Here is a 26,341-nt window from a genome sequence, read left to right as displayed (position 1 = left end):
TCCTCCACAGGCCGATGCGGCGGCTGCGGAAAACATCTCGGAGGGGCTCATGAAAATGAGCGGAATCATTCAGGAAACACTGCGGTAAAGAAAAGGGCCGCAACTCGGGCGGCCGGCGGGGATTTGACGGGAGCCGCCCGGACTTGGGCACGGCTCGTCCCCCACAAGAAGCGTGACAGACTCGCGAATGAGCGTCAAGGCCCTTTTACGGCACGGGCGTCGGGGAATTGCGAGACCCTTGCTCCCGGCCGCCGAAATGCGATGAGCCGCCCAACCACCCGCCCGGGGCGCGGATACACCACGGGCGGATTCGGCTGGACGGCTCATACGTGCGGGGCGCGAGCGATCACGCCGGCTGAGGCTCCCGCTCCGCGGGCCTGACGCACACGGCCCAGGCGATCGCGGAGAGCAGGTAGAGCAGGGCGGCGCCGATGAGCCCCACGGTGTAGGAGTCGGTCAGCGGCCCGGGCGTCCGCTCGCCGCCGTCGAGCGTGGCCAGGGCGACGGCGGCGAGCGCCGACAGGCCGAGCGCGCCACCGACCTGCTGCCCCGTGTTGATGAGGCCCGCGGCGATGCCGGTGTCCTGCGGGGCGACCCCGCGCACACCGACGATCGTCGCCGTGACGAAGGAGAGCCCGAGGCCGAAGCCGGCGACCAGCTGTGCGGGCAGCAGCACGGCCCAGGCGTTGGTGGTCGGTTCGAGCGCGGCGAACCAGAAGGTGCCGAGGGTGGCGAGCCCGAGCCCCAGCAGCGCCACCGAGCGCTCGGAGGTCCTGGCCAGCAGTTGCGGGCCGACCGCGCCCGCCGAGATCACCATGCCGATCGCGAACGGGAGGTAGGCCAGGGCGCATTCCATCGGCGTGTAGCCCTTCACCACCTGCATGTACAGGGTGAGGAAGTAGAAGGTGGCGGCCATGCCACCCCCCACGAGCAGCATCACGGTGATCGCGCCGATCCGGCCGCGGTCCTGGAAGAGCCGCCCCGGAAGCATCGCGGAGGTGCTGCGGCGCTGGATGACGAGGAACGCGATCAGCAGCACGGCCGCGACGGCGAGCAGCCCGACGGTGCGCCCGCCGGTCCAGCCCTCGGTGTCCGCCTCGTTGATGGCGAAGATCAGCGAGCCGAGGCCGAGCGTGACGGCGATCGCGCCGGGGATGTCGATGCCGCCCTTCTCGCGTTCGCCCTCCCTCAGGGCGGAGACCCCGAACAGCACCAGCACGGCGATCGGGATGTTGACGTAGAGCACCCAGCGCCAGCTCAGGTACTCGGTCAGCACACCGCCGAGCATCAGGCCCACGACGGAGCCGAGCCCGCCGACCGCGCCGTACACGCCCATCGCCTTGTTGCGCGCCGGCCCCGCCGGGAACGTCGAGGCGAGCAGGGACAGGGCGGTGGGCGCGGTCAGCGCGGCTCCCACGCCCTGGAGGGCGCGAGCCCCGATCAGCACGGGTCCGGTCGTGGCCAGACCGCCGATGAGCGAGGCGACCGTGAAGACGACCAGGCCGACGGAGAAGACCTTCCTGCGGCCGAAGATGTCGCCCGACCTGCCGCCGACGAGCAGCAGACCGCCGAAGGCGAGCAGGTACGCGCTCATCACCCAGCTCAGGTCTCCGGCCGCCAGGCCGAGGGAGTTCTGGATGCTCGGCAGGGCGACACCGACGATGGTGGCGTCCAGCACGAGCATGAGCTGGGCCGTGGCGATGACCAGCAGGGCGAGCCCCAGTTTGGGTTCGTCCCTGGGCGGCGCCTGGGCCGCTGAGATCACTTCGGGTCCTTCACTCAGAGTCATGGACTCCTCCACTGTTTCGACGAGGCCAGCCCACTCCCCCGGCCCTCCGCTTTACTCAGGCGAAAGTACCGTGCACCCACCAAACCGTCAACCTTCCAATTAATCACTAGCCCAACTATCACCCTTGATAGACTGAGGGGCTGATCAGGACGCCGACCAGGAATCGAGGCACAGGTGAGCGTCACCAAGGCGACGGAGGCCCAGGGCCGCGACGGGCGGACCCCGGCGAACGGATACTTCGGCGATCTCCTGCGCCGGGTGTTCTCCCGGTTCGCCGCCGACGCGATGGACGACGCCCCGCAGTCACGTGACTTCGTCCTCCTGGACGTGCTGGCGGACGGGGACGCCCGCTCGCAGAAGGACCTCGCCGAGCGACTGGGCATCAACCGGACGGTCATGGTCCGGCTCATCGACCGGCTGGAGGAGCTGGGCCACGTGTCCAGGACCAGGAACCCGGCCAACCGCCGGTCGTACGTCCTGTCGCTGACCGACGCCGGACGCGCCGCACTCGACGAGATGCGCGAGTCCATGGCCCTGCGGAACGCGCGGATCGCCGCGGCCCTGACGCCCCCCGAACAGCGACGGCTGGTGACGCTGCTCGGCCGGCTGCTGCCCGAGACGGAGCAGCCGGCGACACAGAGCATCGAGTACCTCATCACCCAGGCCCACCTCAACCAGCGGCGCACCTTCGACGCCCTGCTCGGCGACCTCGGGCTGCGGGTCAGGCACTTCGGCCCGCTGACGGCGATCGACGAGCTCGGCCCCTGCCCGCAGCAGCGGCTGGCGCAGCACCTGTCGATCACCGAGCCCGCCGCCGCCGAGGTGGTCGACGAGCTGGTGCAGGCGGGGATGGTCTCCCGTGGCAAGGACCCGCACGACCGCCGCCGTTACGCCCTGGAGCTCACCGACCGGGGCCGGGCGCTCAGGCCTTCCCTGTACGAGGCGGGAGAGCGCATGCAGTCGGACACCCGGGAAGCTCTCGGCGCCGATGGCGAGGACGAACTGCGGTCGCTCCTGGGCAGGTTGCTGGAGGCTCAGGCCTGACCGGGGAGCCCCACCGGCGCGCCGCCCGCCGGTAGGGCGCCACGTACGGCGCCGGTTCCGGCCGGAGGCACGGGCCGTGCCGGGGCGACGGTGCGGTGGATGTCCGTGGCCGCGGTGGAGCTGTTGAGGGTGATGAAGTGCAGCCCGGGCGCCCCCTCGGCGAGCAGCCGCTCCGCCATGGCGGTGGCGTGCTCCACCCCGACGCGGTGACCGGCCGCGGGATCGTCACGGGCGGCCTCCAGGGCGTGCGCCAGGTCTTCGGGGAAGGCGCAGCCGCTCAGCTCGACGAACCGGCTGATCCGGCGTACGTCGGTGGCGGGCATGATCTCCGGGATGATCGGGATGTCGCAGCCCGCAGCGGTCACCCGGTCCCGCAGCCGCAGGTAGTCCTCGACGTCGAAGAACATCTGGGTGATGGCGTAGTCGGCCCCCGCCCGGCACTTGGCCACGAAGTGCCGGATGTCGCTCTCCCAGTCGGTCGACCGCGGGTGGCGTTCGGGGAAGGCCGCCACCCCGATGGTGAAGTCCCCCAGTGAACGGATGAGTTCGACCAGCTCGTAGGCGTGGGTGAAGCCGTCCGGATGCGCGGACCAGGCGCCCCGCGGGTCCCCCGGAGGGTCGCCGCGCACGGCCAGCACGTCACGCACCCCTGCGTCCGCGTACCGGCCGACGACGCGGCGCAGTTCGGCGGCGGAGTGCCCGACCGCCGTCAGGTGGGCCACGGGCCGCAACGTCGTCTCGGTGACGACGCGTCGGACAACCTCCACCGTGCGGTCGCGTGAGCTGCCCCCGGCGCCGTAGGTGATCGACACGAAGTCCGGGGCCAGCGGTTCGATCCGGCGGATCGCGTTCCACAGCGCACGGCTGCCGGCCGCCGTCCTCGGTGGGAAGAACTCGAACGAGAACGTGGGCGTGGAGCGCGTGAGCGCCGCCCGCAGCCCCTCGTCGGCCGCCCCGGTCATCCCGTGGCCGCCAGGATCGACTCCAGCTCCCCGGCGACCTCAGGGCCGTAGGCGCGCGCCGCGCGGCCCGCCACGTCGGCGGCGACGATCTTGTACTCCTGCGTCCCGACGGACTCCAGGACGGTGGTGGCCACGACGCAGCCCAGCTGGGCCGCGCGCACCTGGGACCGTCCCCGGGCGACACCCGCGAGGAATCCGGCGCGGAAGGCGTCGCCGGCGCCCGTCGGGTCGACGACGTGGTCCGTCGGTGCGGCCGGCACGCCGACCGGGGTCCGACCGGCTCCGGACAGCAGTACCCCGTCGGCCCCACGGGTGGTGATCCAGGTGCCGACCCGCTCCAGGACCTGCCGCTCGGTCCAGCCCGTACGCTCCCGCAACAGGTCGGCCTCGTACTCGTTGGTGAACAGGAGGTGGGCGCCGTCCACCAGCAGGCGGACCTCGTCCTTCTCCAGCCGCGCCAGTTGCTGGGAGGGATCGGCGGCCACGGGGACGCCCAGTCCGTGAGCGGCGGCGGTGTGCCGCAGCATGGCCTGGGGGTCGTCGGCGCCGACCAGGACGAGTCCGAGGGCCGCCTCCCGTGCCACCCGGCGCAGATCGATGTGCCGGGCCTCGGCCATGGCGCCGGCGTAGAAGGTGGCGATCTGGTTCTGGTCGGCGTCGGTGGTGCAGACGAACCGGGCGGTGTGCAAGGTCTCGCTCACCCGCACCCACGCGGTGTCCACGCCGGCCGCGCGCAGCCAGGCGTCGTACGGGGCGAAGTCCAGGCCGGCCGAGCCCACGAGCACGGGGCGCAGCCCGAGCAGTCCGAGCCCGAAGGCGATGTTCGCCCCCACCCCGCCTCTCCTCACCTCCAGGTGGTCGGCGAGGAAGGAGAGCGACACACGCTCGAGGCTTCCTGGCAGAAGCTGGTCCGCGAAGCGTCCGGGAAAGACCATCAAGTGGTCGGACGCCAGCGAACCGGTGATGGCCATGTCCACAGCGGTCACATCCCCTCTCGGCTGACGGTCGGTGCCTACAGCCCGGCGGCCCGGCGCAACGCCGGCACACGGTCGGTGCGCTCCCACGTGAAGTCGGGGAGCTCACGGCCGAAGTGGCCGTACGCGGCGGTCAGGGCGTAGATCGGGCGGAGCAGGTCGAGGTCGCGGATGATCGCGGCCGGACGCAGGTCGAAGACCTCGGCGACGGCCCGTTCGATCGTGTCGGTGCCCACGGTCGCCGTGCCGAAGGTCTCGATGAAGAGTCCGACCGGCTCGGCCTTGCCGATCGCGTAGGCGACCTGTGCCTCGCACCGGGACGCCAGACCGGCCGCGACGACGTTCTTGGCGACCCACCGCATCGCGTAGGCCGCCGACCGGTCCACCTTGGAGGGGTCCTTCCCGGAGAACGCCCCACCGCCGTGGCGGGCCGTTCCGCCGTACGTATCGATGATGATCTTGCGGCCGGTCAGCCCCGCGTCGCCCATCGGGCCGCCGACCTCGAAGCGGCCGGTCGGGTTGACGAGCAGGCGGTATCCGTCGGTCTCCAGCTTGATCCCGTCCTCCAGCAGCGCCTTCAGTTCCGGTTCCACCACGTACCGGCGGATGTCCGGGGTCAGCAGGGAGTCGAGGTCGATGTCGCTCGCGTGCTGCGAGGAGACGACGACGGTGTCGAGGCGCACCGCCCGGTCACCGTCGTACTCGATGGTCACCTGCGTCTTGCCGTCGGGTCGGAGATAGGGGACGGTGCCGTCCTTGCGGACCCGCGTCAGGCGGTACGAGAGCCGGTGGGCGAGCCGGATCGGGAGCGGCATCAGCTCCGGCGTCTCGTCGCAGGCATAGCCGAACATCAGGCCCTGGTCGCCGGCGCCCTGCCGGTCCAGCTCGTCACGGTCCTCGCCCTCGACACGCGACTCGTACGCGGTGTCGACGCCTTGGGCGATGTCCGGTGACTGCGCGCCGATCGACACCGAGACACCGCAGGAGGCTCCGTCGAACCCCTTGCGCGAGGAGTCGTAGCCGATCTCCAGTATCTTCTGCCGCACCAGCTGCGCGATCGGCACGTAGGCCTTGGTGGTGACCTCTCCGGCGATGTGCACCAGGCCGGTGGTGATCAGAGTCTCCACGGCGACCCGGGACCGCGGGTCGTCCCGGAGCAGCGCGTCCAGGATGGTGTCGCTGATCTGGTCGGCGATCTTGTCGGGATGACCCTCGGTCACTGACTCCGAGGTGAACAGGCGTCGGGACACAGCACTCCTTACCGTTCGTCGCAGGGGGGTGGTGCGTGGTGGCGGCGCGCACATGTCGCCGGAGGGGACGCCGCGCGGAAGGCGAAGCGGCGGGACACGGCCCGCGGGTGCGTGCGGCGCTGCCGGCCGGGGGGAAGAACGGGCCGCCGCGGACAACGGCGTCCCTGGTCGCGGCACTTCCCGCGCCTCCTCAAGGGGGCTCTCCCGGTGTCCGGGCAGGGAAGGACCGGCACGAGTGTGACACGGGCGAGGACGAGGGAGCAATGGCCGGCTGCCCTCCTGCGGGCCGCGCCGATCACCTACGGAGAAGCGGAGTCGACCGTTCTGGGGTACGACCGCCCCACCGGACGTTCAACTACCGGACAAATATTTGCAGTTCAAGCCTATGTTCACCGATTCACGGCGTCTCCGGTCACAGTCATTGACAAGCCGTTCGACCGGTTTCTAACTTCGGTTGCACAAGCAGTCCGTCATGACCACGTACCCGTGCCGTGGAGACGAGCGAGGTCCCGCACCTCGTCGGCGTTCCCTCGACGAGCCGACACGAAGTGGGACGCCGTCCGCAGACCGGGCCCGGCCGGTTCATGCCTACGCGAGGGCGGATATGGGCAAGCACACGCGATCGGAGCACACCCTGGAACTCCTGCTGGTCTCGGCCGCCGAGCAGTTCGCGACGCACGGCTTCGCCAAGGCCACCCTCGCCGACGTCAGCCACGCGGCAGGGGTGACCAAAGGGGCGCTCTTCTTCCACTTCCCGACGAAGGACGCCCTCGCGGACGCCGTGCAGCTGCGTGGACTGGAGCTGGTGGAACAGACCCTGGCGCGACTGCGGGCCGACGAGACGTCCTGCCTGCAGGTGATCGTCGACGTGACACACACCCTCAACCGGCTCCTCCGGGAGGACCTGTTCCTGCGCGCGAGCGTCCGCATCACCCGGGAACTGCCCCGGACCGGGGCGACGGACGGCGGCCGCGCCCACGACTTCTACCTGGCGTGGCTCAGCCGCCTGTGGCCCCTGGTGGACGAGGCGTGCAGGAACGGCGAACTGCCCCCAGGCCGTTCCGTACCGGCCCGGACGGTGGTCACCGCCGCGGTGTCCGGTGTCGAGACGCTCGTCTGGATCGGCCTTCCGCCCCCGGACGTCGAGAAGTGGCTCAGCCATCTGTGGCAGCTGGCGTACGCGGGTACGCCGAGGCGGATCAGGACGACGCCCGCCCGCCCCGAGGCGACGCGCGTACGCGGGGAGAGCCCGGCCGGACACTCCTGACCCCGGGGGGCCGCCCCGTCGCTCCGGGCGGTCCGGCCCCGGGGTCAGCGGGGTCCGCTCATCCCCAGGACTCCAGCTCCTGCGAGCCCGCCGGATCGAACCGGCCCAGACGGCGGGGCGGGACGATCGCGGGGAGGAGGAAGCGCCACATGTCGGTGACCCGGTCGGAGAGATCGGCGCGCCGGGTACGGACGTCGGAGGTGATCTGGATGCCCGTGAACGCGCCGACCAGATAGGTAGCGACGTCGTAGGCGTCGACCTCGGGTCTCACGTCCCCCCGGCCCTGGCCGAACGCCAGTGACACCCGGGACTGTTCGATCCACTCCTCGTACGGGCTGGGGTCGCCGCCGTCGAGCAGGCCGCGCTCCAGAACCAGTCGCACACCCGCTCTCACCCGCACCTCACGGCAGAGCGCGCGGCCCAGGTAGTGGGAGCGGTCGATGACGTTCTGCACGCCGAGCTGTTCGGCGGCCCCCGCCGGATTCACCGCGGCGAACTGCTCCTGCACCAGCGCCTGGGCCAAGGACTCCTTGGACTTGAAGTGGAAGTACAGGGCCCCCTTGGTCACCCCCGCCTGCTGGGCGATGTCGGTCAGGCTTGCGCTTCCGTAGCCGAGGCGGTCGAACGCGGCCGCCGCTCCGTCGAGGATCGCCTGCCGTGTCACCTCGGCCCGTTCCTGTCGCACTCTCGTCGTCATCACCCTTGGTCCGCCCGTGCGCCGGCCCGTGTCCAGCGCCTATTCCGCGGTTCTGCACCCGCGTAACCATGCACTCTACGTATGTGCCGCAGCTCCACCAAAAAAACCAGTCGCCTAGTATGCTTCGTCTCGACGCCATGGGGGGACGCGTGACTTGGCACCTTCGGTGCTGCCCGTCCCCCTTCGTTTGTTGGTGCGCCTCACAGGGGGGACCCCAGAAATGAGTGCACGTCGGCAGGCCTATCTTTCAGACGACACCCGAAGACGAGGCAGCGCGGAGCTGTTCCAGCAGACCGTTCCGCGCGCCCTCGTCCACCGCTCGGCGGTGTCCGAAGTACTGGTGACGGGTGTCAGACACGGCAGTGACGGAGTCCACCAGGTCGGCGCCCAGTGGTCACGGGCGCACAGCTACTACGGACCGGTGGCCGGCCGCTGGCACGACCCGATGCTCTTCGCGGAAACGATCCGCCAGGCGTGCATACTCCTGGCCCATCAGACGCTCGACATCCCTCTCGCCCATCCCTTCCTCACCACCACCCACGCGTTCACCATTCTCACGGGCGGCGCGCGGCTGACGGATCAGCCGGCCGACGTGCTGCTGGAGATATCGCTGCACGACGTCGTCCGGCGCGGCCCACGGGTCTCGGCGTTCGCCTGCTCCATCGACGCCTACCGCGAGGGCGAACCCATCGGCATCGGGAGGAGCAGCGCGAACTGTGTGAGCCCTTCCGTGTACAAGCGGCTGCGGGGCCACCGCTTCGGAGCCGCGTGCCCCGGCCAGGTGCCCGCGCCGCTGCCGCACGAACTGGTCGGCAGGGGCAGGGCGTCCGACGTCGTACTCGGCCGCTCGCCGGAAGCGGGGACGTGGCTGCTGCGGGCGGACACGTCCCATCCGATCCTCTTCGACCACCCCGTGGACCATGTGCCCGGCATGGTCCTGATGGAGGCCGCGCGGCAGGCCGCGCTGCTCACGGTGGGCTGCCCGGACGGCCTCCTCGTCTCCTGCGCGGCCACCTTCCACAAGTACGTCGAGTTCGACGTACCGTGCGTCGTCTCCTCCTCCCCCGTGCGCGAGCTCGCACCCGGCAGGCACGAGCTGACCGTCACGTTCACCCAGGCCGATTCCCTGGTCGGCGCATGCGAGTTGACCGTCCTCGACGGCATGTCGCTGTGAACGCTCCCACGCCGTCCGGGCCCTCGTCCCGGTCCGGCGGTGCGGACGTCCTGGTGGCGGGCGGGACGGGATTCATCGGCGGTGCGATCGTACGGGCGCTGGTCGACCGGTCCGGAGCCACGGCGCCCCGGATCGGGGTCCTGTGCCGACGCCCTCCGCCACCCGGGAGCCGGGCCGCCCGTGTGCGGTACCTGAGGGGAGACCTCGCCGACCCCCGAACACTCGACGGCACGTGCGAGGGCGTGACCACCGTGGTGCACGCCGCCTCGTACGTGGGCGGCGACGCCCGGACGTGCCGACGCGTCAACCACCTGGGATCCCTGGCCCTGCTCGACGAGGCGCGCCGGGCGGGCGTCCGCCGCCTCCTCTACGTCAGCACGGCCTCGGTCTACGGTCCCGGCCCGCACCGCGGCCTCGCCGAGGGCGAGGCGGAGCCGGCGCCCCGGTCGGCCGCCAGCGCGTCGCGCCTGCGGGCCGAGCACGCGGTGCGGCGGGCGGGGGGTGTCGTCCTGCGCCCCCACCTGGTGTACGGCCCGGGTGACCGGTGGTTCGTACCCGCCCTCGCCCTGCTCGCACGGCGGGTGCCGACCTGGTCCCGGGGGCCGTCCGCGCTCGGCTCGGTGGTGCACGTGGACGATCTGGCACGCGCGGTGTCGGCGCTGGCCGTCCCGGACGGGCCGTCCGGGACGGACGGGGTCTACCACGTGGCCCACCCCCGGCCGGAACCCATGCGGGAGGTGGTGGCCACCGTGTGCCGCGAGCTGGGTACACCTCCGCCGGACGGCGCCGTCCCTGTCGAGGAGTTCCGCTCCCTGACGGCACGGGCGCTTCCCGGGCTGTCGGAGCACCAGGTGGACCTGATCGTCCAGGACCACTGGTACGACACCAGCCGGGTCTGGCGTGATGCCGGTGTCACCCCCGGTGCGGGTTTCCGCGAGCGGTTCACGGACTGCTCGGACTGGTACAGGGACCATCTGTCCGGACTGCCGGCCCGGGAATGAGGAGGCCTCAGTCCGCCCGGGGGCCGGGGGCGGTCAGCTTGTATCCGACGCCGCGCACCGTCTGTATCCACTCCGGACAGCCGAGCTTCCCGCGGAGCGAACCCACGTGGACGTCGATGGTGCGGGTGGACCCGAACCAGTTCTCACCCCATACGCGCGAGATGATGTCGCGGCGCTCCAGAACCACGCCCGGATTGGCCACCAGGGCGGCCAGCAGGTCGAACTCCCTGCGGGTGACGCGTACTTCCCTTCCTCCGAGCAGGACCAGGCGTGCGGCCGGGTCCAGGCGTAACTCCCCCACCCGGAGCGCCTGGGTGACCACCGTCCTCGTGGGCGGCGGGGCGTGCTCCGCGTCCCGGACCGCGCCCGTGCCCGTGCCCGTGTGCGTCGCACGTCGTGCGGCGCACACGGCACAGGAGGCGCTGCGCCGCATGAGGGCCTGGATGCGTGCCAGCAACTCGTAGTGGCCGTCGGGCCGTCGCACGATGTCGTCCGCCCCCATGTGGAGGGCCAGCACCCGGTCGAGTTCACTGCCGTCGTCGCTCATCACGATGACCGGGACGCTCGAACTCTCCCTGATGCGGCGGCACACTTCGTGGCCCGCCAGGTCCGGCAGGCCGAGGGCCAGCAGCACGAGGGTCGCACCCGGGAGCTCCCGCAGCGCGGCTCCTCCGGTACTGACCCGCCGGGTGGCGTAACCGTGGCTGGCCAGGGCCTGTTCGAGCAGCTCGGCCGCCTCGTCATTGTCGTCGACGATCAGAACGTTCATGGTTCCGATACCTTCCACATGGGAAGCGCGTTCAACGTGCGGCAGACGCCACATACCAGTTGACCCGTCCTTTTCATTTTTATAATACAAGCCGGTCGACCGGTTATCAACGCATCGCCCCGCCTGCGGGACGGGCGCCGGCCGGGGACCCGGCCGCCGCCCCCACGCCACGACTTTACGTAGTGCTTACCAAATCCGTGCGCAACCGCCAGTTCTGCACAGAGCTCTGATGGGCCCCTGGCATGTGACCGGTTGATGGTCCGGCTCCCGCACGCCGACAATGGCGCTACGGCCGTCCCCCGCCCCCGTCACGGCGCGCCGTCGGCCGGAGCCCACGCACATCGCAGGTCAGCCGCACAGCCATGAGTGCGGCGCTGGTCCCAGGAAAGCATCCGTCTCTCCACACATCAGGACTGATCTCCATGTCGATCGACAAGTCGGGGCATCACACCAGACCTATGGCCGAGCGATTCGGCCGGCCACCACGCACACCGGCGTCACCCACCTGCGCCTCCTCCCGTTGCACACCCTCTCGTCCCGCGGTCCGGCGGGCGGCGTCCACCGCCGCGCGGCTCTGCGCGAACTGCGTCGACCTGCTCCGCGCCGATCTGCGCCGACTGCTGGACGCCTACCGCGAGAGCGACCACGCGCTGACCCCCACGGCACCCCGCCCGGGCGTGCGGGTCAGCGGCACGAAGACGGCGAAGGGCATCGTCCTCGACCAGAGGGCCATGGACCTGCGCACGCGCATGACGGAGACACTCGCCTCATGGGCCCGGCTCGTCGTCGACGAGGCACGCACACCCAGGCCCCGCCGGTGCGAGGTCGGTCCGCTGATCGACTTCCTGTGCCGTCACCTCGAATGGCTGGCCGCCCATCCGGCGGCCGCGGACTTCGACGAGGAGGTCCGCCACCTGCTCGACTCCTGCCGGACGCTGCTCGGTCCGGTACCCGCGCAGCGCACGCCCATCGGCACCTGCCCGGAAGCGGGTTGCCGCAGCACGCTGCACCTCGTCCGGCAGGCGGAGACCGCTACCACGCACACCCGGCACGTCACCTGCGAGGCCGGCCACGCCCTTCCCCCGCAGGAGTGGCTGCGCCACATGAGCGGCTGGAACGCCGCGACGCCGCAGGACGGCAGGGGTCCGCTGGCCGTCGCGGAGGTCGGCCCGTGAGCATCCCCGGTCACTCCGGCCGGCGTTCCGGCCCGCGCACCGTCCCCACGGAGCTCGCCGCACTCGCCGCCGGCGTCTCCCCCGCGACCATCAGGAAGTGGGCCAGCCGCGGAAAGCTGACCCGCCACGGGACGCCCCGGCGGGCCGAGTACGACCTGGAGGAACTGCGCGCCCTGGCGGCCGGGTCGTCCCGCGCCCCTCGGCCCGAGCGGTCTCCCGGGCCCGCGCAGCGATGAGACACGGGACCGGGTCCCCGGGCCGTGTCCGCCCGGACCGAGCCGGGGACCCGGTCCCGACGGCCGCCCCACTCCTTCCCCGCTCCGCACTCACCCGCCCACCGTCCGAGTTCAGCGCGGAGGATGGTGGATCAGCTGCGGCAACACGGCCCGGACGCGATCGGCGCGCACGACACCGCACCTGCCGAACGGTTCCGGCGGAGGGCCCTGACCCCGATGACCGGATCCGCCCGGAGGCACGACCTGTCACCGGAGCCGGTCGAACGCCCGGTCGGCGTCGGCCACCGCCTCGGGGTGGACGTCGTGGGCGGTCCTGCCGTCGGCGACCTTCTGCCAGTTGGTCCGGGCGAGCACCCGCTGGACCGCGAGCACCTGGGCGGCCAGCAGGCGCGCCTGGACGCCTTCGCCCAGGGCGTCCGCCAACGCCTCCTCGTCATCGGCCTGGTACCGCGCGAGCCGTCCCGCCAGGCTCGGCGTGGTGAACACCAGCCGATGGAACGCCACCACCTCGGGGTGATCGCTGAGGCCGGTGACGGGGTCGTGCCGATCGAGTCCGGCCCGGAAGTGCCGGTGCAGCGCCGTCACCGGCTCGATGCCGGACCCGCGGTCACGTACGACCCGTGCCGCCTCGCCCTGGTGGTCCGCGAACCGGTGCAGCACCAGGTCTTCCTTGGTCGGGAAGTACCGGAAGAGAGTCGGCTTGGAGATCTCGGCCGCCGCGGCGACGTCGTTGACCGAGACGCGGTCGAAGCCACGCTCCAGGAACAGCGAGACGGCCGCGTCGCCGATGGCGTCGCGCGTGCGCTCCTTCTTGCGGGCCCGCAGCCCCGTCGTCTCGCTCATCCACCCACCGTAACATTCGTTACCGAGTTGCTTTTATGATCGGGTAACGTTTTTATGAGCGGCATGAACCGGACAGACATCTCTCCCGTACTCGTCACCGGGGCGACCGGCCGGGTCGGCCGCGTCGTCATCGACCGACTCCTCGACGCGGACGTGCCGGTCCGCGCCCTCGTCCGCCGCCCCGAGGCGGCGGCGACACTTCCGCCGCAGGCAGAGGTCTTCGTCGGCGACCTCACCGTGCCCGCGTCGCTCGGTCCCGCGTTGACCGGCGCCGGTGCGGTCCTCCTCATCTGGACCGCCCCGCCTCGGACCGCTGCGGCCGTCGTCGAGCGGCTGGCAGCCCACGTGCGACGGGTCGTCCTGCTCTCCTCCCCGCACCGGACGCCGCACCCCTTCTTCCGGCAGCCCAATCCCGCGGCGGCGCTGCACGCCGACATCGAGCGGCTGCTCGCGGCCACCGGACTCGAGTCGACGATCCTCCGGCCGGGGATGTTCGCGTCGAACTCGCTGGCCTGGTGGGGGCCGGCGCTCCGGGCCGGCGGCATCGTCCGGTGGCCTCACGGCGCCGCCGAGTCGGCACCGGTCGACGACCGCGACGTCGCGGCCGTCGCGGCGCGGACGCTCCGTCAGGACGGGCACGTCGGTGGCGACTACGTCCTCACGGGCCCCGAACCACTGACCCTGGCGGCGCAGGTGGACGTCATCGGTGACGCCCTGGGGCGCCGCATCGCGTTCGAGGAGATGACGCCGGACGAGTTCCGGAGCCGGTCGAAGGGCACGGTGCCCGACGCGGTCGTCGACATGCTGCTCGACGCCTGGAGCGCGGCGGTGGGACGGCCCGCGTACGTCACGACGGCGGTGGCCGACATCCTCGGGACGGCGCCGCGAACGTTTCGCCGCTGGGCCGCCGACCACGCCACCGCGTTCACGGAGCAGCCGTGACCTCGACGGCCGCCGCGGCCCCGGCGGGTGGCGCCCTACGGTGCCGACAGGGCGGTGTGCTCGGCCTTCTCCAGCCAGTCGGTGTACCAGCGGTCGAACCGCACAGGCGTCCCGTCGTCGTGGAGGAGCGGCGCGAGATCCACGTCGTCCGCCCGGCAGTCGGACCAGACCGTGCCGCGGTGGCTGCCGCTGAGGATCAGCCACTCCCTCTGGGCGCAGCCCAGGTGGCAGATCGCGATGGCGCCGACGGTGCGCTCCGGGGCGAACAGGACGGCGTCCCCTCGCTCGTCCCACGCCTCGATCGCGTCGTCGAAGTCCTCGATGTCGTCGAAGCACTCCTCCTCGGGACACTGGGCAAGGAGGTCGTCGAGCAGCTTCGGGTCCGGGCCCCGGTCGGGGAACGGTTCGACGAGCCTCGACAGGTCGGCCAGGTCCGCGCCGTCGCCCTCCCAGCGCCAGCCGCCCCGCACACGCCGGACCGGGAACAGGCCGTACGCGGGGCCGGCGCCACCCGCGCCGACGTGGAGCAGGAAGTCCCGGTACTCCTCCGGCAGCCGCACGCCCGTCTGAGCCTCCAGTTCGGCGAGCTCGCCCAAGGTGAGCGGCTCCTCGACCACCCATCGGTGCCCGAACGCCCCGAACACCTCGCCGCCCCCCGGACCCGCGCCCGCCGCCTCGACCCGCCGGCGCAGGCCCGCCCACCACCGATCAGTCATGCGCAGACGATACGTGCGGCCGCCAACGGCACCGACGGGGGTCCGGGCAGCGGGCTCATCCAGGCTTCCGGGCCTGGGTTCCGGGCAGCCTCGTGGCCCCGGCGGCGGCGAGCAGGCAGAAGCCGAGCACCCACCAGAAGGTGTCGGCGAACGCCGAGGAGATCTCCGGGGCACGCGCGGTCAGCCGTCCCTGGAGGACCACGGCGAGGGCAGCCGTTCCCACCGAACCGCCCACGGTGTTCAGCAGGTTGAGCGCTCCTGCGGCGCGCGGGAGCTGTTCGGGCTCGATGCGGCTGTAGACGATGTTCATCACGGGCGCGCCGACCATCGCCATCCCGAGGCCGCGGACCGCGAGCGACACGGCGATCACGGCGTCCGGGATGCCGTGGCCGAGCTGGGTGAACGGGACCGTGCCCACGAGGATGAGGACGATGCCGGTCACCACCAGGGTCCGTGGCGCCACCTTGTCGATGGTCCGGTTGACCAGTACCGATCCGGCGGCCGCGCCCAGTCCCTGGGGGGCGAGCAGCAGTCCGGCCTGCCATGCCGTCAGGCCCCGGCCGGTCTGGAAGTAGAGCGGCAGCAGGAACATCGTCCCGAACACCGACGCCCCCAGGACCAGCAGCGCGAGGGCGGCGGCCCCGAAGGGCGGCCGGGCGAACAGCCGGGGGTCGACCAGCGGGACGGCGCGGGTGCGCAGCCCGTGCACGGTGAAGCCGGCCAGCATGGCGAGCCCCGCGGTCACACCGACGGCGGCCGGGAGGGTCCGGCCGTGGGCGACCTCGGTCAGCCCGTACACCAGCACGGCCAGGCCGGGTGAGAGCAGTACGGCCCCGCGCAGGTCGAACGCCGTGCGCCGGGTCGCCGGGGGCACCGCGGGCACGTGACGGCGTGCCAGCACGGCGGCGACCGCCCCGATCGGCAGGTTGACCAGGAACAGCCACGGCCAGGGCGCCACGCCGAGGATGGAGCCGCCCACGAGCGGGCCGAACACCGGTGACAGCAGCGGGACGACCGCGACGACGCTGATCACCCGGCCGGTGCGGTTCGGGCCCGCGACGCGTGCCAGCAGGGCCTGCCCGGTGGCGGGCAGGAGTCCGCCACCGAGTCCCTGGATCACCCGGAAGACGATCAGGCTGGTCGCCGACCAGGCCAGCGCGCACAGCACCGAGCCGAGCAGGAAGACGCCGACGGCGGCGAGCCATGTCCGCTTGCCGCCGAACCGGCCGGCCAGCCAGCCGGAGGCGGGTACGGCGGCGACGACGGCCAGCAGATACGCGGTGGTGACCCACTGGATCTCCGCGACCGTGGCGCCGAACTCCTCGGTCAGGGCGTCGATGCCGACGCTGACGATGGTGGCGTCCAGCGTGGCCATGAACGTGCCGAGCACCAGGATGAACGCGACCCGCAGGAGCTGCCGGTCCACCTGCCGGTCTGGCGGTGCCGCCTCCTCGGTCGCCGCTCCCCCGGGGGCGTCGGCGCTTCCCGGCCCTCCCGGGACGTCCCCGCTCGTCGGCCCCCCGGGGGCGTCGGCGCTCATCGGTCCTCCAGGAGTTCGAGCACGTCGGCGTCGAGGTGCTTGTCCAGGGTGCGGAGCAGTTCGAGGAGTTCCTCGGCGAGCCCGTCGACGTCGACACCGGCCCGGTGGGCGAGCACACCGGTCCAGCCGTCGCCGTCCGGCATGACCGTCAGGGTCACCGGGTGGTGGGTGGCCTCACGGAAGCGGGTTCCGACGACCGTGAGTCCGGGGGCCGGTTCGCGGAGGCGGTCCGGGTCGACCGGGTAGTTCTCGAACACCACCATGCTGTCGAACAGCCTGCTGCGCCCGGTCAGCCGTTCCAGGTCGGACAGGGCGGCGTGCTGGTGTTCCACCAGTCCCCGCTGCCGGGCCTGGAGGTCGGTCAGGGTCTCGGCGAGAGTGCCGCCGAGCCGGGCCCGTACGGGGACGGTGTTGGCCAGCAGCCCGATGATCTCCTCGACGCCGTCCAGCTCCGGAGGGCGGCAGGCGACCATGGCGCCGAAGCACACGTCCGTGCGGCCCGAGCGCCGGGCGAGGAGCACGGCCCAGGCGCCCTGCACCAGCGTGTTCCGGGTCAGCCCGCGCCGTGCGGCCAGCGTGCCGAGCTCGGCGACCAGGGCCGCGTCGAACGCGATGATCTCGGGTTCCTGCCAAGCGGGGCCGGGTTCGCCGGCACCAAGGTGGTCGCCCTCGGGCAGCCCGTCGAGCTCGGCCGCCCACGCGGTGAGGTCGGGCTCGTGGTCGGCGCACCAGCGGAGGTAGTCGGCGAACGGCACGGGTGCGGGCAGGCCCGGGGCCTCGGCGTTCACCCGGGCGGTGTAGAGGGCGAACAGTTCGGTGAGGATGCGCGGGGCCGACCAGCCGTCGGAGAGCACGTGATGGGTGGTCAGGACCAGGTCGGCGAGGTCGGGGCCGCGACGGATCACGGTCAGCCGGACGAGCGGGCCGGCCGCGAGGTCGAAGGGCTCGGCCAGGTCCGCGGCCAGCGCCTCCTCGGCCGGCCGGTCGGTCACCCGGAAGTCCGGCCGGGGCGATGCGGGGATCACCCCCAGGTCGGCGGGGAACACGGCGCCCAGGTTCGGGTGGCGGGCCAGCAGGTCGGCGCCTGCGGCGCGCAGGGCGTCGGCGTCGAGCGGACCGGCCAGGGTGAACGCCGACTGCACGGTGTACGGGTCGGGCCGCTCGGTGCGCGAGTGCCGCAGCATCACCTCCTGCAAGGGGGTGAGCGGCTGCACCTCGGCGACGTGGCGGCCCGGGCCGAGGGCCCTGATCTCCGGTGCCGCGGCGGTGCGCAGGAGCGCGGTCCGCAGGTGCTCGGACAGGTCCCCGATCTCGTCGGGGGTGAACAGCGCGGACGGCCAGGTGATCCGCACCCCGAGCGCGTCGTCGCGTACGAGGGCGTTGACCATCAGGCTGTGCGGCAGGGGCATCGCGTCCGAGCCGCCGGAGCCGAGCGGGTCGGCGTCCGGGGGTGCCTGCCACGGCGTCTCCTGGGCCGGGGCGCCGGGGTACTGGCCGAGGTAGTTCCAGGCGACCTCCGGTTCGACGGGCTCCAGCAGGCCCGCCGCGGTGAGGATGCCGTGGCCGAGGCCGTCGCCCTGGGCGCGCAGCCGCTCCCTGACCGCCCGCACGTCGTCGTCCGCGTCGAGCAGTACGGGGTGGACGGCGGTGAACCAGCCGACGGTCTGGGAGAGGTCGACCTCCCGGGGGCGGCCGTGGCTCTCCAGGGCGACCAGCAGCCGCGTCGTCCCGCGCCAGTCCCGTACCGCCTGGGCGAGTGCCGTGAGCAGGACGGCGTCCGGGGTGGTGCGGTAGGCGGCGGGGAGGGTCGTGATCAGGGCGCGCGTCGCGTCGGTGTCGAGCCGTATCTCGTGGTGCCGCGCGGTGGCCACGGTGTCCCGGGCGGGGTCGAGCGGGCGGGTCAGTGTCTGCGTGGTCCGCGTCTCCTGCCAGTGCGGAAGCTCGGCGCGCCGGTCGGCGTCGTGCAGGGTGCGCGCCCAGCCGAGGAAGGACTGGCCGTGCCGGGCCAGTTCCCCGCCCGCGTAGGCGTGCTCCAGGTCGTCCAGCAGGACGCGCCAGGACACCCCGTCGACCACCAGGTGGTGGGCGACCAGGACGAGGCGGCCCGGCCGGTCCGGCCCGGCGTCCACCCATACCGCGCGCAGCAGCGGGCCGGTGCGCGGGTCCATGGCCGCGCGTGCCGCTTCGGTCCCGGAGTCGGCGGCGGCCCGCGGGTCGCCGTCCGCCGGTACGCGGGTCAGTACGCCGGCCCCGGTGACCGTGCCGGCGGGCGGGATGCGCAGGACGTCGCCGGCCAGGTGGGCCCGGAGCACGTCGTGGCGGGCCAGGAGGGCGTCGAACACCGCCTGCCAGGCCGCCTCGTCGCCGCCGGGCGGGACGCAGACCTCCACCCACTGGCAGAATCCGTCCGCGGCGGCCCCCGCACGGCGCAGCAGGTCGCGCATGACCGGGGTGAGCGGGGCGTCCCCGACCGCGGGCACGTCACCGCCGTCGAGGTCCCGGGCGCGCGCGGCGATCCCGGCGACCGTCTCGCCTTCGAACACGTCGCGGGCGGTCAGGCCGAGCCCTTGGCGCCGGGCCCGCGAGACCACTTGGAGCGACACGATGCTGTCCCCGCCGACGGCGAAGAAGTCGTCGTCGAGGCCGACGTCGTCGGTGCCCAGGACATCCCGGAACACCCCGAGCAGCACTGCTTCGGCCTCGGTGGCGGGTTCACGCCGGGCGGCGGCCGTGATCTCGGGTGCGGGCAGCGCGGTGGCGTCGAGCTTGCCGCTGGGGCTCAGCGGGAGCCGGTCGATCGGTACGAGCGCCGTCGGCACCATGTGGTCGGGCAACTCCTGGGCCAGGTACGCCCGCAGCCGCGCGGTGTCCAGGTCGGCGCCGTCGGTCGGGATGACGTAGCCGACGAGCCTGCCCTCCCGCACGATCACGGCGCAGGCGCGCACGTCGGGGTGGCCGGTCAGCGTGGTCTCGATCTCGCCGAGCTCGACGCGGAAGCCGCGGATCTTCACCTGGTGGTCGGCGCGGCCGAGGAACACCAGCTGTCCGTCCGGCCGCCACCGCACCAGGTCGCCCGTGCGGTAGAGCCGCTCCCCCGGCGGGCCGAACGGGTCGGCGACGAAGGTCGCGGCGGTCAGTGAGGGGCGGCCGAGGTAGCCGCGGGCCAGACTGGGTCCGCCGAGGTACAGCTCGCCCGTGACGCCGACGCCGACGGGCTGGAGTCCGCCGTCCAGGACGTAGGCGCGGACGTCGGGGTCGGGGCGGCCGATGGGCAGCGGTCCGGCGTCGTCCGGGTCGTACCGCCATGTCGTGGAGTTGATCGTGACCTCGGTCGGGCCGTAGGCGTTGAAGAGCGCCCGGCGGCCCTGGCCCCAGCGCCGTGCGAGTTCCGGGTCGAGGCGCTCGGCGCCGACGACGAAGAAGACGTCGGGGTCGACGGTGCGGTCGTCCGGCATCGCGGCCAGGAAGGAGGGGAGCAGGTTCACTCCGGTCACCCGCTGCTCGGCGATGTAGTCGAGGAGCTCGTCGCCGGGGACGCGTACCTCCTCGGGCGCGATGACGGACGTTCCCCCGGACAGCAGCGGCACCATGGTCTGCCAGAACGCGACGTCGAAGCTGGTCGACGCGAAGTGCAGGTACCGGTCGCGCTCGGTGACGCCGACGACCTCCTCCTGAAGGGCGATCAGGTCGGGTACGCCCCGGTGGGTGACGCCGACGCCCTTCGGGCGCCCGGTGGTGCCGGACGTGTAGATGACGTAGGCGAGCGCGTCGTCGGTGAGCCGGGCGCGGGCCTCGGCCGGGTCGGTGTCCGGTACGGCGGCGAGGGTGGCCGGGTCGTCGAGACGCAGGACGGGGATCTCGCGGTCGACGGGCAGTTCGGCGCCGGTCGTCACGGCGGCGGCCGGAGCGATGTCCTCGAACATGTAGGCGAGCCGCTCACGCGGGTAGCTCGCGTCCATCGGTACGTACACCGCACCGGCCTTGATCACGCCGAACAGGGCGACGGTCATCTCGACGTCGCGTCCGAGCAGGACGGCGACGGGGTCCTGGGGGCGGACCCCGCGCGCGATCAGCGCGTGGGCCAGCCGGTTGGCCTGCCGGTCCAGCTCGGCGTAGCTGAGGCTGCGGTCCCGGCAGACCAGGGCCTCGGCGTCGGGCCTGCGGCGGACCTGGCCGGCGAACTCGTCCAGCCAGTGGCCGCGTGCCCTGGCGGCGACGACGGCGGTGCCGGTGCCCAGCATCCGCTCCCGCTCGTCGGGGGCGAGCGCGGGCAGCCGGACCGCGGGCCGCGCCGGGTCGTCGACGATCTCCCGCAGGAGGTTGTGCAGCCAGCGGCCGTAGTCGCGGACGGTCGCCTCGGTGAAGGCGCGCGGCTGGTAGCCGAGGCCGATCGTGATCGCGTCGTCGGGGATCACGATGACGGTCAGCGCGTAGTGGGTGGCGTCGGTGATGTCCACGCCGGCCAGGTCGAGTCCGGGGGCGAGCGGGGTGCGCTTCCGGCTGGAGAGCGGGAAGTTCTCCATCACCAGCATCGTGTCGAACAGTTCGCCGATGCCGGTCGCCCGCTGGATCTCGGGCAGACCGACGTGGTGGTGCTCGGCCAGGGCGACGCTCTCGGCGTGCACCCGGGCCATCAGCTCACGGGCCGTCATGTCCCGGCTGTGCCGGACCCGTACGGGGATCGTGGTGCCGAGCTGGCCGATCATCGACTCGACCCCGTCGACCTCGGCGGGCCGCCCGGAGACGGGGCAGCCGAACACGACGTCCAGACGCCCGGTGAGCCTGCCCAGCAGCAGTCCCCACGCCGTCTGGAGCACCGTCGTCAGGGTGACGCCCTCCTCGCGGGCGAACGCGCGCAGCCGGTCGCTGAACTCTCGTCCGAGGCCGACGGTCTCGCGGCCCGGCCGTTCGACGGCGGTGCCGGTGCTCGGGGGCGCCAGCCGGGTGGCGTCGTCGACGCCCGCCAGTGCGTCCCGCCACGCGGCGAGCGACGCCTCCCGGTCCCGGCCGGCCAGCCACCGGAAGTACTCCGACAGCGGCGGGGCGGCGGGCGCGGCGGGTCCGCCGCTCAGCTCGGCGTAGAGGGCGAGCAGGGTGCGGCCGACCAGGGGCATCGACCAGCCGTCGAGCAGGGCGTGGTGGTTGGTGATCACCAGTTTGTGCTCGGCGGGCCCGACCCGGGACAGCAGGAAGCGGATCAGCGGTGGCCGGCTCGGGTCGAAGGGACGCTCCAGGTCGGCGCGCGCCGCTTCGGGGAAGTGGTCGTCCACCCGGAAGTCCAGGGCGACGGCGTCGGGGATCACCTGCACCACGTCGTCGCCCGCCGTGCCCAGGTACACGCGCAGGGCGGGGTGGCGGCGCAGCAGTTCGCGGGCGGCCTCGGCCATCCGGTCCGGGTCGAGTTCGCCGACCAGGGTGGTGACGGCCTGGACGACGTAGACGTCGGTCTCGTCGTCGTCGCGGAGCTGGGTGTGGAAGGAGAGCCCGACCTGGAGCGGGGTGGCGGGCAGGACGTCGGCGATACGGCCGGTGCGTTCGAGGGTGTCGATGGCCCGCTGGTCGAGGCCGACCAGCGGGAGGTCGGACGGGGTGAGGCCGCCCGGGGTGTGGAGCGCGTGCTCGGCCAGGGCCTCCAGTGCCTGGGCCCAGGCACTCTGCAGCGCCGCCACGACGTCGGCGCCGAGCACCTCGGTGGCGGCGGTCCACTCGACGGCGAGCCGGGGCGCGCCCTCCTCGTGGACGAAGCAGTTGAGGGCCAGCACCTGTTCCAGCGCCTTGCCGTCCGGTTCGGTCACGGAGAAGGCGTCGCGCTCGGGCAGCCGCCATCCACTGGCCGTCAGCGGGGCGAAGCGGCCCAGGTAGTTCAGCAGGACGTCCGGGGGCGGGGTGGCCGAGAGTTCGGCGGCGGCCCGGGGGTCGAGGTGGCGCAGCACGCCGTATCCGACACCGCCGTCCGGGACGGCGCGCCGGGCCTCCTTGGCGGCGCGCAGCACCCGCCCCGCGTCGTCGGACGCGGGAACGCGGACCGGGTATTCGCTGGTGAACCAGCCGACCGTGCGGGACAGGTCGAGGTGTTCACGGCCGTGGCCCTCCATGGTGACGGTCACCGCGTCGTCGGACAGCCCCCAGCTCCGCAGGGCGAGCACGAGCGCGGCCAGCAGCACCTCGTCCACCCCGGCCCGGTAGGCGGCGGGCAGGATGGTCAGCAGGGCCTCGGTGACCTCGGGCGAGGCCACGGTGACCGAACGGTGGGCGGTCGAGACGGTGTCCCGGGCCGTGTCCAGCGGCCGGCTGCCCAGCCGGGAGGCCGAGGCGAGCGCGGTGCGCCAGTGGTCGAGTTCGCCGCGGCGCGCGCCGGACGTGCCCTGCTCGGCGAGGAGCAGCGCGTGCCGTCGCCAGGAGGCTCCGACCGGTTCGAGGGTGCCGCCGGTGCAGGCGGTGTGCAGGTCGGGGAGGAGGACGCGCCAGGACACGCCGTCCATGGCGAGGTGGTGGACGACGACGACCAGCCGGTCCGCCGTGCCGTCGCCGGTGCGGAGCAGCGCGGCACGCAGCAGGTCGCCCGTCCTCGGGTCGAGTTCCGCCGCCAGCCGCCGGGCCAGGACGGTCGCGTCCTCGCCGCGCACCTCGTCAACGACGGCCCGTACGGTGCCCCGGGGCAGCACCTCCAGGCCGTCGGCCGCCCGCAGCCGCAGGGCGTCGTGGTGGTCGAGCACGGTCTGCACGCCGGTGACCAGGGCGTCGCGATCCAGGGCGTCGACGCTCAGCGCGGTCCACTGCGCGTATCCGGCGACGGTGTCCACGTCCGGGTGCGGGTCGAGCAGTCCGCGCACGATCGGCGGGGCGGGTACCGGCCCGGTGGGGTCGTCCACCGGCTCGGGCGCGTCGTCCAGCAGTTCGGCGGAGGCGGCCAGGGCGGCGAAGCTGCGGCGCGCCAGCAGGTCACGCGGCCTCAGGCCGAGGCCGGCGGCCCGGAGCCTGCTGCTGATGGTGATCGCGGTGATGCTGTCCCCGCCGAGGGCGAAGAAGTCGTCGTCCACCCCGACGCGTTCGACGTCGAACGCGTCGGCGAGCACGGCGCACAGCACGCGCTCCCGTTCGGTTCCCGGCTCCCGGCCTCCGCCGGTCGATGCGGGCGCGGGCAGGGCGGCGCGGTCGAGCTTGCCGTTGGGGGTGAGGGGCAGTTCGGCCAGCACCACGACCGCCGAGGGCACCATGTGGTCGGGCAGCCGCTCGGCGAGGTACGTCCGCACGGCGTCCCCGGTGACCGAGGCGGACACGACGTATCCGACCAGCCGGGACGACAGCACCCGGGCGGCGGCCGCGGTGACCCCGGGCACGGCGGCGAGGGCCGCCTCGACCTCGCCGGTCTCCACCCGGTGGCCGCGGATCTTGATCTGGCCGTCGCCCCGGCCGCCGTACGCGAGGCCGTGGCCGGGCACCCACCGGGCGAGGTCGCCGGTGCGGTACATCCGCTCGCCGGGTGCGCCGAAGGGGTCGGCGACGAAGCGTTCGGCGGTGGCGCCGGGCCTGCCGAGGTAGCCGCGGGCCAGATGCGGCCCGGCGAGGTACAGCTCGCCCGTGGTGCCGTGCGGTACGGGCTGGAGCGCGCTGTCCAGCACATAGGTGCGGGTGCCGGCGAGCGGGTGGCCGATCGTGGGCTCGCCGTCCTCGATCCGGGCGGTGGTGCTGTCCACGGTCGCCTCGGTCGGGCCGTAGATGTTGCGCGCGTTCGTGCCCGACTCGGCGACCCTGCGCCACAGCGCGGGCGGGGTGGCCTCCCCGCCGAGGACCAGCAGCGCGGGCCGCCGGTCGAGCAGGCCGCCCTCGATCAGCGGCGCGGCCATCGACGGCGTGGTGTCGACGACGTCGATGCCGTCACGGGCGTACGCGCCGAGCAGGGCGTCGGCGTCGCGGATGGTCTCGGCGTCGTAGACGTGCAGTTCGTGGCCGCACAGCAGCCACACCAGGTGGTCGAAGGCGGAGTCGAAGGCGAACGAGTAGGTGTGGGCGGCGCGCAGGCGTCGCCCCGCGGCCTGCTCGGCCTCCGCGACGACGGTGTGGCGCTGGTGGTGCAGCAGCGCGGCGAGTCCGCCGGTCCGGCCGAGTACGCCCTTGGGGCGTCCGGTGGACCCGGAGGTGTGGATCACGTAGGCGAGGTGCTCGGGGTGCCGGGGCGCGGAGAGTTCACCGGCCGTCAGGGGCGCGCCGGACAGGCCGGCGGCCTCGTCGAGCAGGGTGGCCCAGGGCAGCCCGTCGACCGCACCGGCGGTCAGGACCAGCGCGGGGCGGGTGTCGTCGATCAGTCCGCGCAGCCGCTCGGGCGGGTACGCGGCGTCCAGCGGCAGGAAGGCGGCGCCCGCGTCCAGCACCGCGAGCAGGGCGACCACCGAGTCGGCCGAGCGCGGCAGCGCGAGCGCCACGACGTCGTCGGCCCCGATCCCGCGGGCCCGCAGCGCGCGGGCCAGCCGGTGCACCCGGTCCGCCAGCCCGGCCGCGGACAGCCGGTCGTCCCCGCAGACCAGGGCCGTGTTCCCGGGGCCGGCGGCCACCATCGCGTCGAACGCGGCCGGAACGTCGAGGGGGGTGCCGGGGAGCGCGGGCGGGCACCATCCGTCGGGCAGCCGGTCCGCGTCGCCGGTCAGGGGGATCCGCCCGACCGGCAGGCCGTCGGTCAGCCCGGACAGCAGCGCCCGGAGCCCGGACAGCAGGCCGTCGACCCCGGCCTGATCGTTGGTCCGGGCGTCGACCTCGAAGCCGAGCAGGAGTCCGCCGTCCCGGGTCGGCAGGACGCTCAGGCCCATGTCCTCGGGCGGCCCGCCCGCGACGTTGCGCATCACACCGCCCGACCCGGCGAAGTCGATGGCCAGGTCGAACGCCTTGAGGTTGATGCCGCGTCCGTGCAGCAGCGCGCCCGCGCCGGGTACGCCGAGGTCCCTGGGCAGGTCCTCGCCCCTGTACCGCTGGTGCTCGCGCATCTCGCGCATGGCCGAGGCCACCCGACGGCTCAGCTCGCCGAGCCGGTCGCCGCCGCGCACGGTCACCCGCAGCGGCAGCACGTTGACCGCCATGGCGGGGGTGCGGAGCTCGACGGAGCCGGCCCGGCACATCAGCGGCAGGGCGAACACCACGTCGGTGCGGCCCAGCATGCGGTGCAGGAAGGCGGCGTACCCGGAGATCAGCACCTCGCCCCAGGTGACGCCCTCCTCGTCGGCGAACGCGCGCAGCCGGGCCGTCTCCTCGGGCGTGAGGACGGCACGGGCGGTCAGGGTGCGGTCGGGCGTGCCGGCCGCGGTCTCGGGATCGCCGAGGTCGGGCAGCGGGGTGAACCGCTCGACCCAGTACGCGCGGTCCTCGGTGAACCGGTCGCCGTCCCGGTAGGCCTGATCGGCGGCGACGAGGGCGGCGAAGCTGCCGAAGGTGCACTTCGCGGGCTCGGTCCCGCGCACCAGGGCGGTGTAGCGGGCGCCGGTGCGGCGGGCGAGCATCGCGGCGGTGTAGCCGTCGAAGACCAGGTGGTGGCCGAGCTGGGTGTACCAGACCTCACGGTCGGAGAGCCGGATGACGGTACGGGAGTAGAGCGGCCGGTCCACCATCACCCGGCAGTGCTCGGCAGCCCGCGCCCGCTCGGCGTCGACCAGCGCCTGGGCGGCGGCCACGGGGTCGGCCGCCTCCCTGACGTCGAGCACCTCGGGTGGCTCGACCGGGTCGTCACTGATCGCCTGGCGCGGCCCCTGGGGGGTGTCGTACACCCGCAACCGCAGCGTCTCGGCCTCCTGGGTGGTGGCCCGGACCGCCTCCACCAGCGCGTCGACGTCGACCGGCTCGTCGCCGGATATCTCGACCACGTCGCCGACCACGTAGTACGGCGAGTCCGGCTCCAGGCGCTGTGCGTTCCAGATTCCCAACTGGGCGCGGGTCAGGGCGAGAAGGCCGTCCGAGGACACGCTGGCGGTGCTCAA

The 26,341-nt window shown here is 73.1% G+C and carries 17 protein-coding genes; 7 read left to right on the top strand and 10 right to left on the bottom strand.

All coding sequences use genetic code 11. The annotated features are described in order from the left end of the window. Positions 1-346 precede the first annotated feature (346 nt). Complete coding sequence (locus SACTE_RS31390) at positions 347-1,765, bottom strand: MFS transporter (RefSeq protein WP_019993263.1); 1,419 nt, start codon at positions 1,763-1,765, stop codon at positions 347-349. 198 nt (positions 1,766-1,963) lie between these two features. On the opposite strand from SACTE_RS31390, the gene SACTE_RS31385 reads away from it, so the two are divergent. Further along, positions 1,964-2,833: a MarR family transcriptional regulator gene (locus tag SACTE_RS31385; RefSeq protein ID WP_014050048.1), complete on the top strand. Its 870-nt coding sequence runs from the start codon at positions 1,964-1,966 to the stop codon at positions 2,831-2,833. On the opposite strand, the gene metF is transcribed toward SACTE_RS31385, so the two are convergent. From metF to metK, 3 genes are read right to left on the bottom strand one after another with little or no spacing between them, the layout of a single operon-like run. Then, on the bottom strand, positions 2,824-3,795 hold the full coding sequence (gene metF / locus SACTE_RS31380; protein ID WP_014050047.1) for a methylenetetrahydrofolate reductase [NAD(P)H]: 972 nt from the start codon (positions 3,793-3,795) through the stop codon (positions 2,824-2,826). The genes SACTE_RS31385 and metF overlap by 10 nt on opposite strands. Beyond that, a complete protein-coding gene (locus tag SACTE_RS31375; RefSeq protein WP_019993262.1) occupies positions 3,792-4,772 on the bottom strand; it encodes a carbohydrate kinase family protein in 981 nt (326 codons plus the stop codon). The genes metF and SACTE_RS31375 overlap by 4 nt, the downstream gene beginning before the upstream one ends. Before the next feature lie 35 nt (positions 4,773-4,807). Continuing rightward, positions 4,808-6,019: a methionine adenosyltransferase gene (gene metK / locus SACTE_RS31370; RefSeq protein ID WP_014050045.1), complete on the bottom strand. Its 1,212-nt coding sequence runs from the start codon at positions 6,017-6,019 to the stop codon at positions 4,808-4,810. A gap of 604 nt (positions 6,020-6,623) precedes the next feature. On the opposite strand from metK, the gene SACTE_RS31365 reads away from it, so the two are divergent. Beyond that, positions 6,624-7,286, top strand: a complete 663-nt coding sequence (locus SACTE_RS31365) for a ScbR family autoregulator-binding transcription factor (protein ID WP_014050044.1) — start codon at positions 6,624-6,626, stop codon at positions 7,284-7,286. Between the two features lie 58 nt (positions 7,287-7,344). On the opposite strand, the gene SACTE_RS31360 is transcribed toward SACTE_RS31365, so the two are convergent. Further along, positions 7,345-7,983, bottom strand: coding sequence for a ScbR family autoregulator-binding transcription factor (locus SACTE_RS31360; protein WP_014050043.1), 639 nt, complete (start codon positions 7,981-7,983; stop codon positions 7,345-7,347). Positions 7,984-8,203: 220 nt separating this feature from the next. On the opposite strand from SACTE_RS31360, the gene SACTE_RS31355 reads away from it, so the two are divergent. Continuing rightward, positions 8,204-9,157, top strand: a complete 954-nt coding sequence (locus SACTE_RS31355; protein ID WP_014050042.1) for a ScbA/BarX family gamma-butyrolactone biosynthesis protein — start codon at positions 8,204-8,206, stop codon at positions 9,155-9,157. After that, a complete protein-coding gene (locus tag SACTE_RS31350) occupies positions 9,154-10,158 on the top strand; it encodes an NAD-dependent epimerase/dehydratase family protein (protein WP_014050041.1) in 1,005 nt (334 codons plus the stop codon). The genes SACTE_RS31355 and SACTE_RS31350 overlap by 4 nt, the downstream gene beginning before the upstream one ends. A 7-nt stretch (positions 10,159-10,165) precedes the next feature. Here the strand turns inward: SACTE_RS31350 and SACTE_RS31345 are convergent, their stop codons facing one another. Further along, the gene (locus tag SACTE_RS31345) at positions 10,166-10,927 is read right to left on the bottom strand and encodes a response regulator transcription factor (RefSeq protein ID WP_014050040.1); all 762 of its coding nucleotides are present in this window, start codon (positions 10,925-10,927) and stop codon (positions 10,166-10,168) included. Positions 10,928-11,385: 458 nt separating this feature from the next. On the opposite strand from SACTE_RS31345, the gene SACTE_RS31340 reads away from it, so the two are divergent. Further along, positions 11,386-12,102 (top strand): hypothetical protein, encoded by a 717-nt coding sequence (locus SACTE_RS31340; RefSeq protein WP_226995198.1) that lies wholly within the window; start codon positions 11,386-11,388, stop codon positions 12,100-12,102. Beyond that, positions 12,099-12,338 carry a MerR family transcriptional regulator gene (locus SACTE_RS31335; RefSeq protein WP_014050038.1) on the top strand — a complete coding sequence of 80 codons (240 nt, stop codon included), beginning with the start codon at positions 12,099-12,101 and terminating at the stop codon, positions 12,336-12,338. Before SACTE_RS31340 ends, SACTE_RS31335 begins: the two co-directional genes overlap by 4 nt. Before the next feature lie 246 nt (positions 12,339-12,584). On the opposite strand, the gene SACTE_RS31330 is transcribed toward SACTE_RS31335, so the two are convergent. Next, entirely contained in the window at positions 12,585-13,181 is a 597-nt protein-coding gene (locus SACTE_RS31330; protein ID WP_014050037.1) for a TetR family transcriptional regulator, read from the bottom strand. Between the two features lie 63 nt (positions 13,182-13,244). Here SACTE_RS31330 and SACTE_RS31325 point away from each other — a divergent pair, with 63 nt between their 5' ends. Next, on the top strand, positions 13,245-14,123 hold the full coding sequence (locus SACTE_RS31325; protein ID WP_019993259.1) for an NAD(P)H-binding protein: 879 nt from the start codon (positions 13,245-13,247) through the stop codon (positions 14,121-14,123). Between the two features lie 35 nt (positions 14,124-14,158). Here the strand turns inward: SACTE_RS31325 and SACTE_RS31320 are convergent, their stop codons facing one another. Genes SACTE_RS31320 through SACTE_RS31310 form a run of 3 tightly spaced genes read right to left on the bottom strand, consistent with a single transcriptional unit; the run spans position 14,159 to position 26,341 of the window. Beyond that, entirely contained in the window at positions 14,159-14,839 is a 681-nt protein-coding gene (locus tag SACTE_RS31320; protein ID WP_014050035.1) for an SMI1/KNR4 family protein, read from the bottom strand. Between the two features lie 55 nt (positions 14,840-14,894). Continuing rightward, positions 14,895-16,379: an MDR family MFS transporter gene (locus SACTE_RS31315; protein ID WP_014050034.1), complete on the bottom strand. Its 1,485-nt coding sequence runs from the start codon at positions 16,377-16,379 to the stop codon at positions 14,895-14,897. Then, positions 16,376-26,341: a non-ribosomal peptide synthetase gene (locus SACTE_RS31310; protein ID WP_014050033.1), complete on the bottom strand. Its 9,966-nt coding sequence runs from the start codon at positions 26,339-26,341 to the stop codon at positions 16,376-16,378. The genes SACTE_RS31315 and SACTE_RS31310 overlap by 4 nt, the downstream gene beginning before the upstream one ends.

The sequence above is a fragment of the Streptomyces sp. SirexAA-E genome (genome assembly GCF_000177195.2).
GTDB classification, from domain to species: domain Bacteria; phylum Actinomycetota; class Actinomycetes; order Streptomycetales; family Streptomycetaceae; genus Streptomyces; species Streptomyces flavovirens.
This window is presented reverse-complemented; position numbering and strand designations above follow the sequence as displayed.

What these genes read in the sequence shown, in the direction of transcription:
- SACTE_RS31325 (WP_019993259.1), top strand. Translation starts at nt 13,245, where the DNA reads ATGAACCGGACAGACATCTCTCCCGTACTCGTCACCGGGGCGACCGGC.
- SACTE_RS31360 (WP_014050043.1), bottom strand. Translation starts at nt 7,983, where the DNA reads ATGACGACGAGAGTGCGACAGGAACGGGCCGAGGTGACACGGCAGGCG.
- metF (WP_014050047.1), bottom strand. Translation starts at nt 3,795, where the DNA reads ATGACCGGGGCGGCCGACGAGGGGCTGCGGGCGGCGCTCACGCGCTCC.
- SACTE_RS31340 (WP_226995198.1), top strand. Translation starts at nt 11,386, where the DNA reads ATGGCCGAGCGATTCGGCCGGCCACCACGCACACCGGCGTCACCCACC.
- SACTE_RS31365 (WP_014050044.1), top strand. Translation starts at nt 6,624, where the DNA reads ATGGGCAAGCACACGCGATCGGAGCACACCCTGGAACTCCTGCTGGTC.
- SACTE_RS31320 (WP_014050035.1), bottom strand. Translation starts at nt 14,839, where the DNA reads ATGACTGATCGGTGGTGGGCGGGCCTGCGCCGGCGGGTCGAGGCGGCG.
- SACTE_RS31345 (WP_014050040.1), bottom strand. Translation starts at nt 10,927, where the DNA reads ATGAACGTTCTGATCGTCGACGACAATGACGAGGCGGCCGAGCTGCTC.
- SACTE_RS31315 (WP_014050034.1), bottom strand. Translation starts at nt 16,379, where the DNA reads ATGAGCGCCGACGCCCCCGGGGGGCCGACGAGCGGGGACGTCCCGGGA.
- SACTE_RS31355 (WP_014050042.1), top strand. Translation starts at nt 8,204, where the DNA reads ATGAGTGCACGTCGGCAGGCCTATCTTTCAGACGACACCCGAAGACGA.
- SACTE_RS31330 (WP_014050037.1), bottom strand. Translation starts at nt 13,181, where the DNA reads ATGAGCGAGACGACGGGGCTGCGGGCCCGCAAGAAGGAGCGCACGCGC.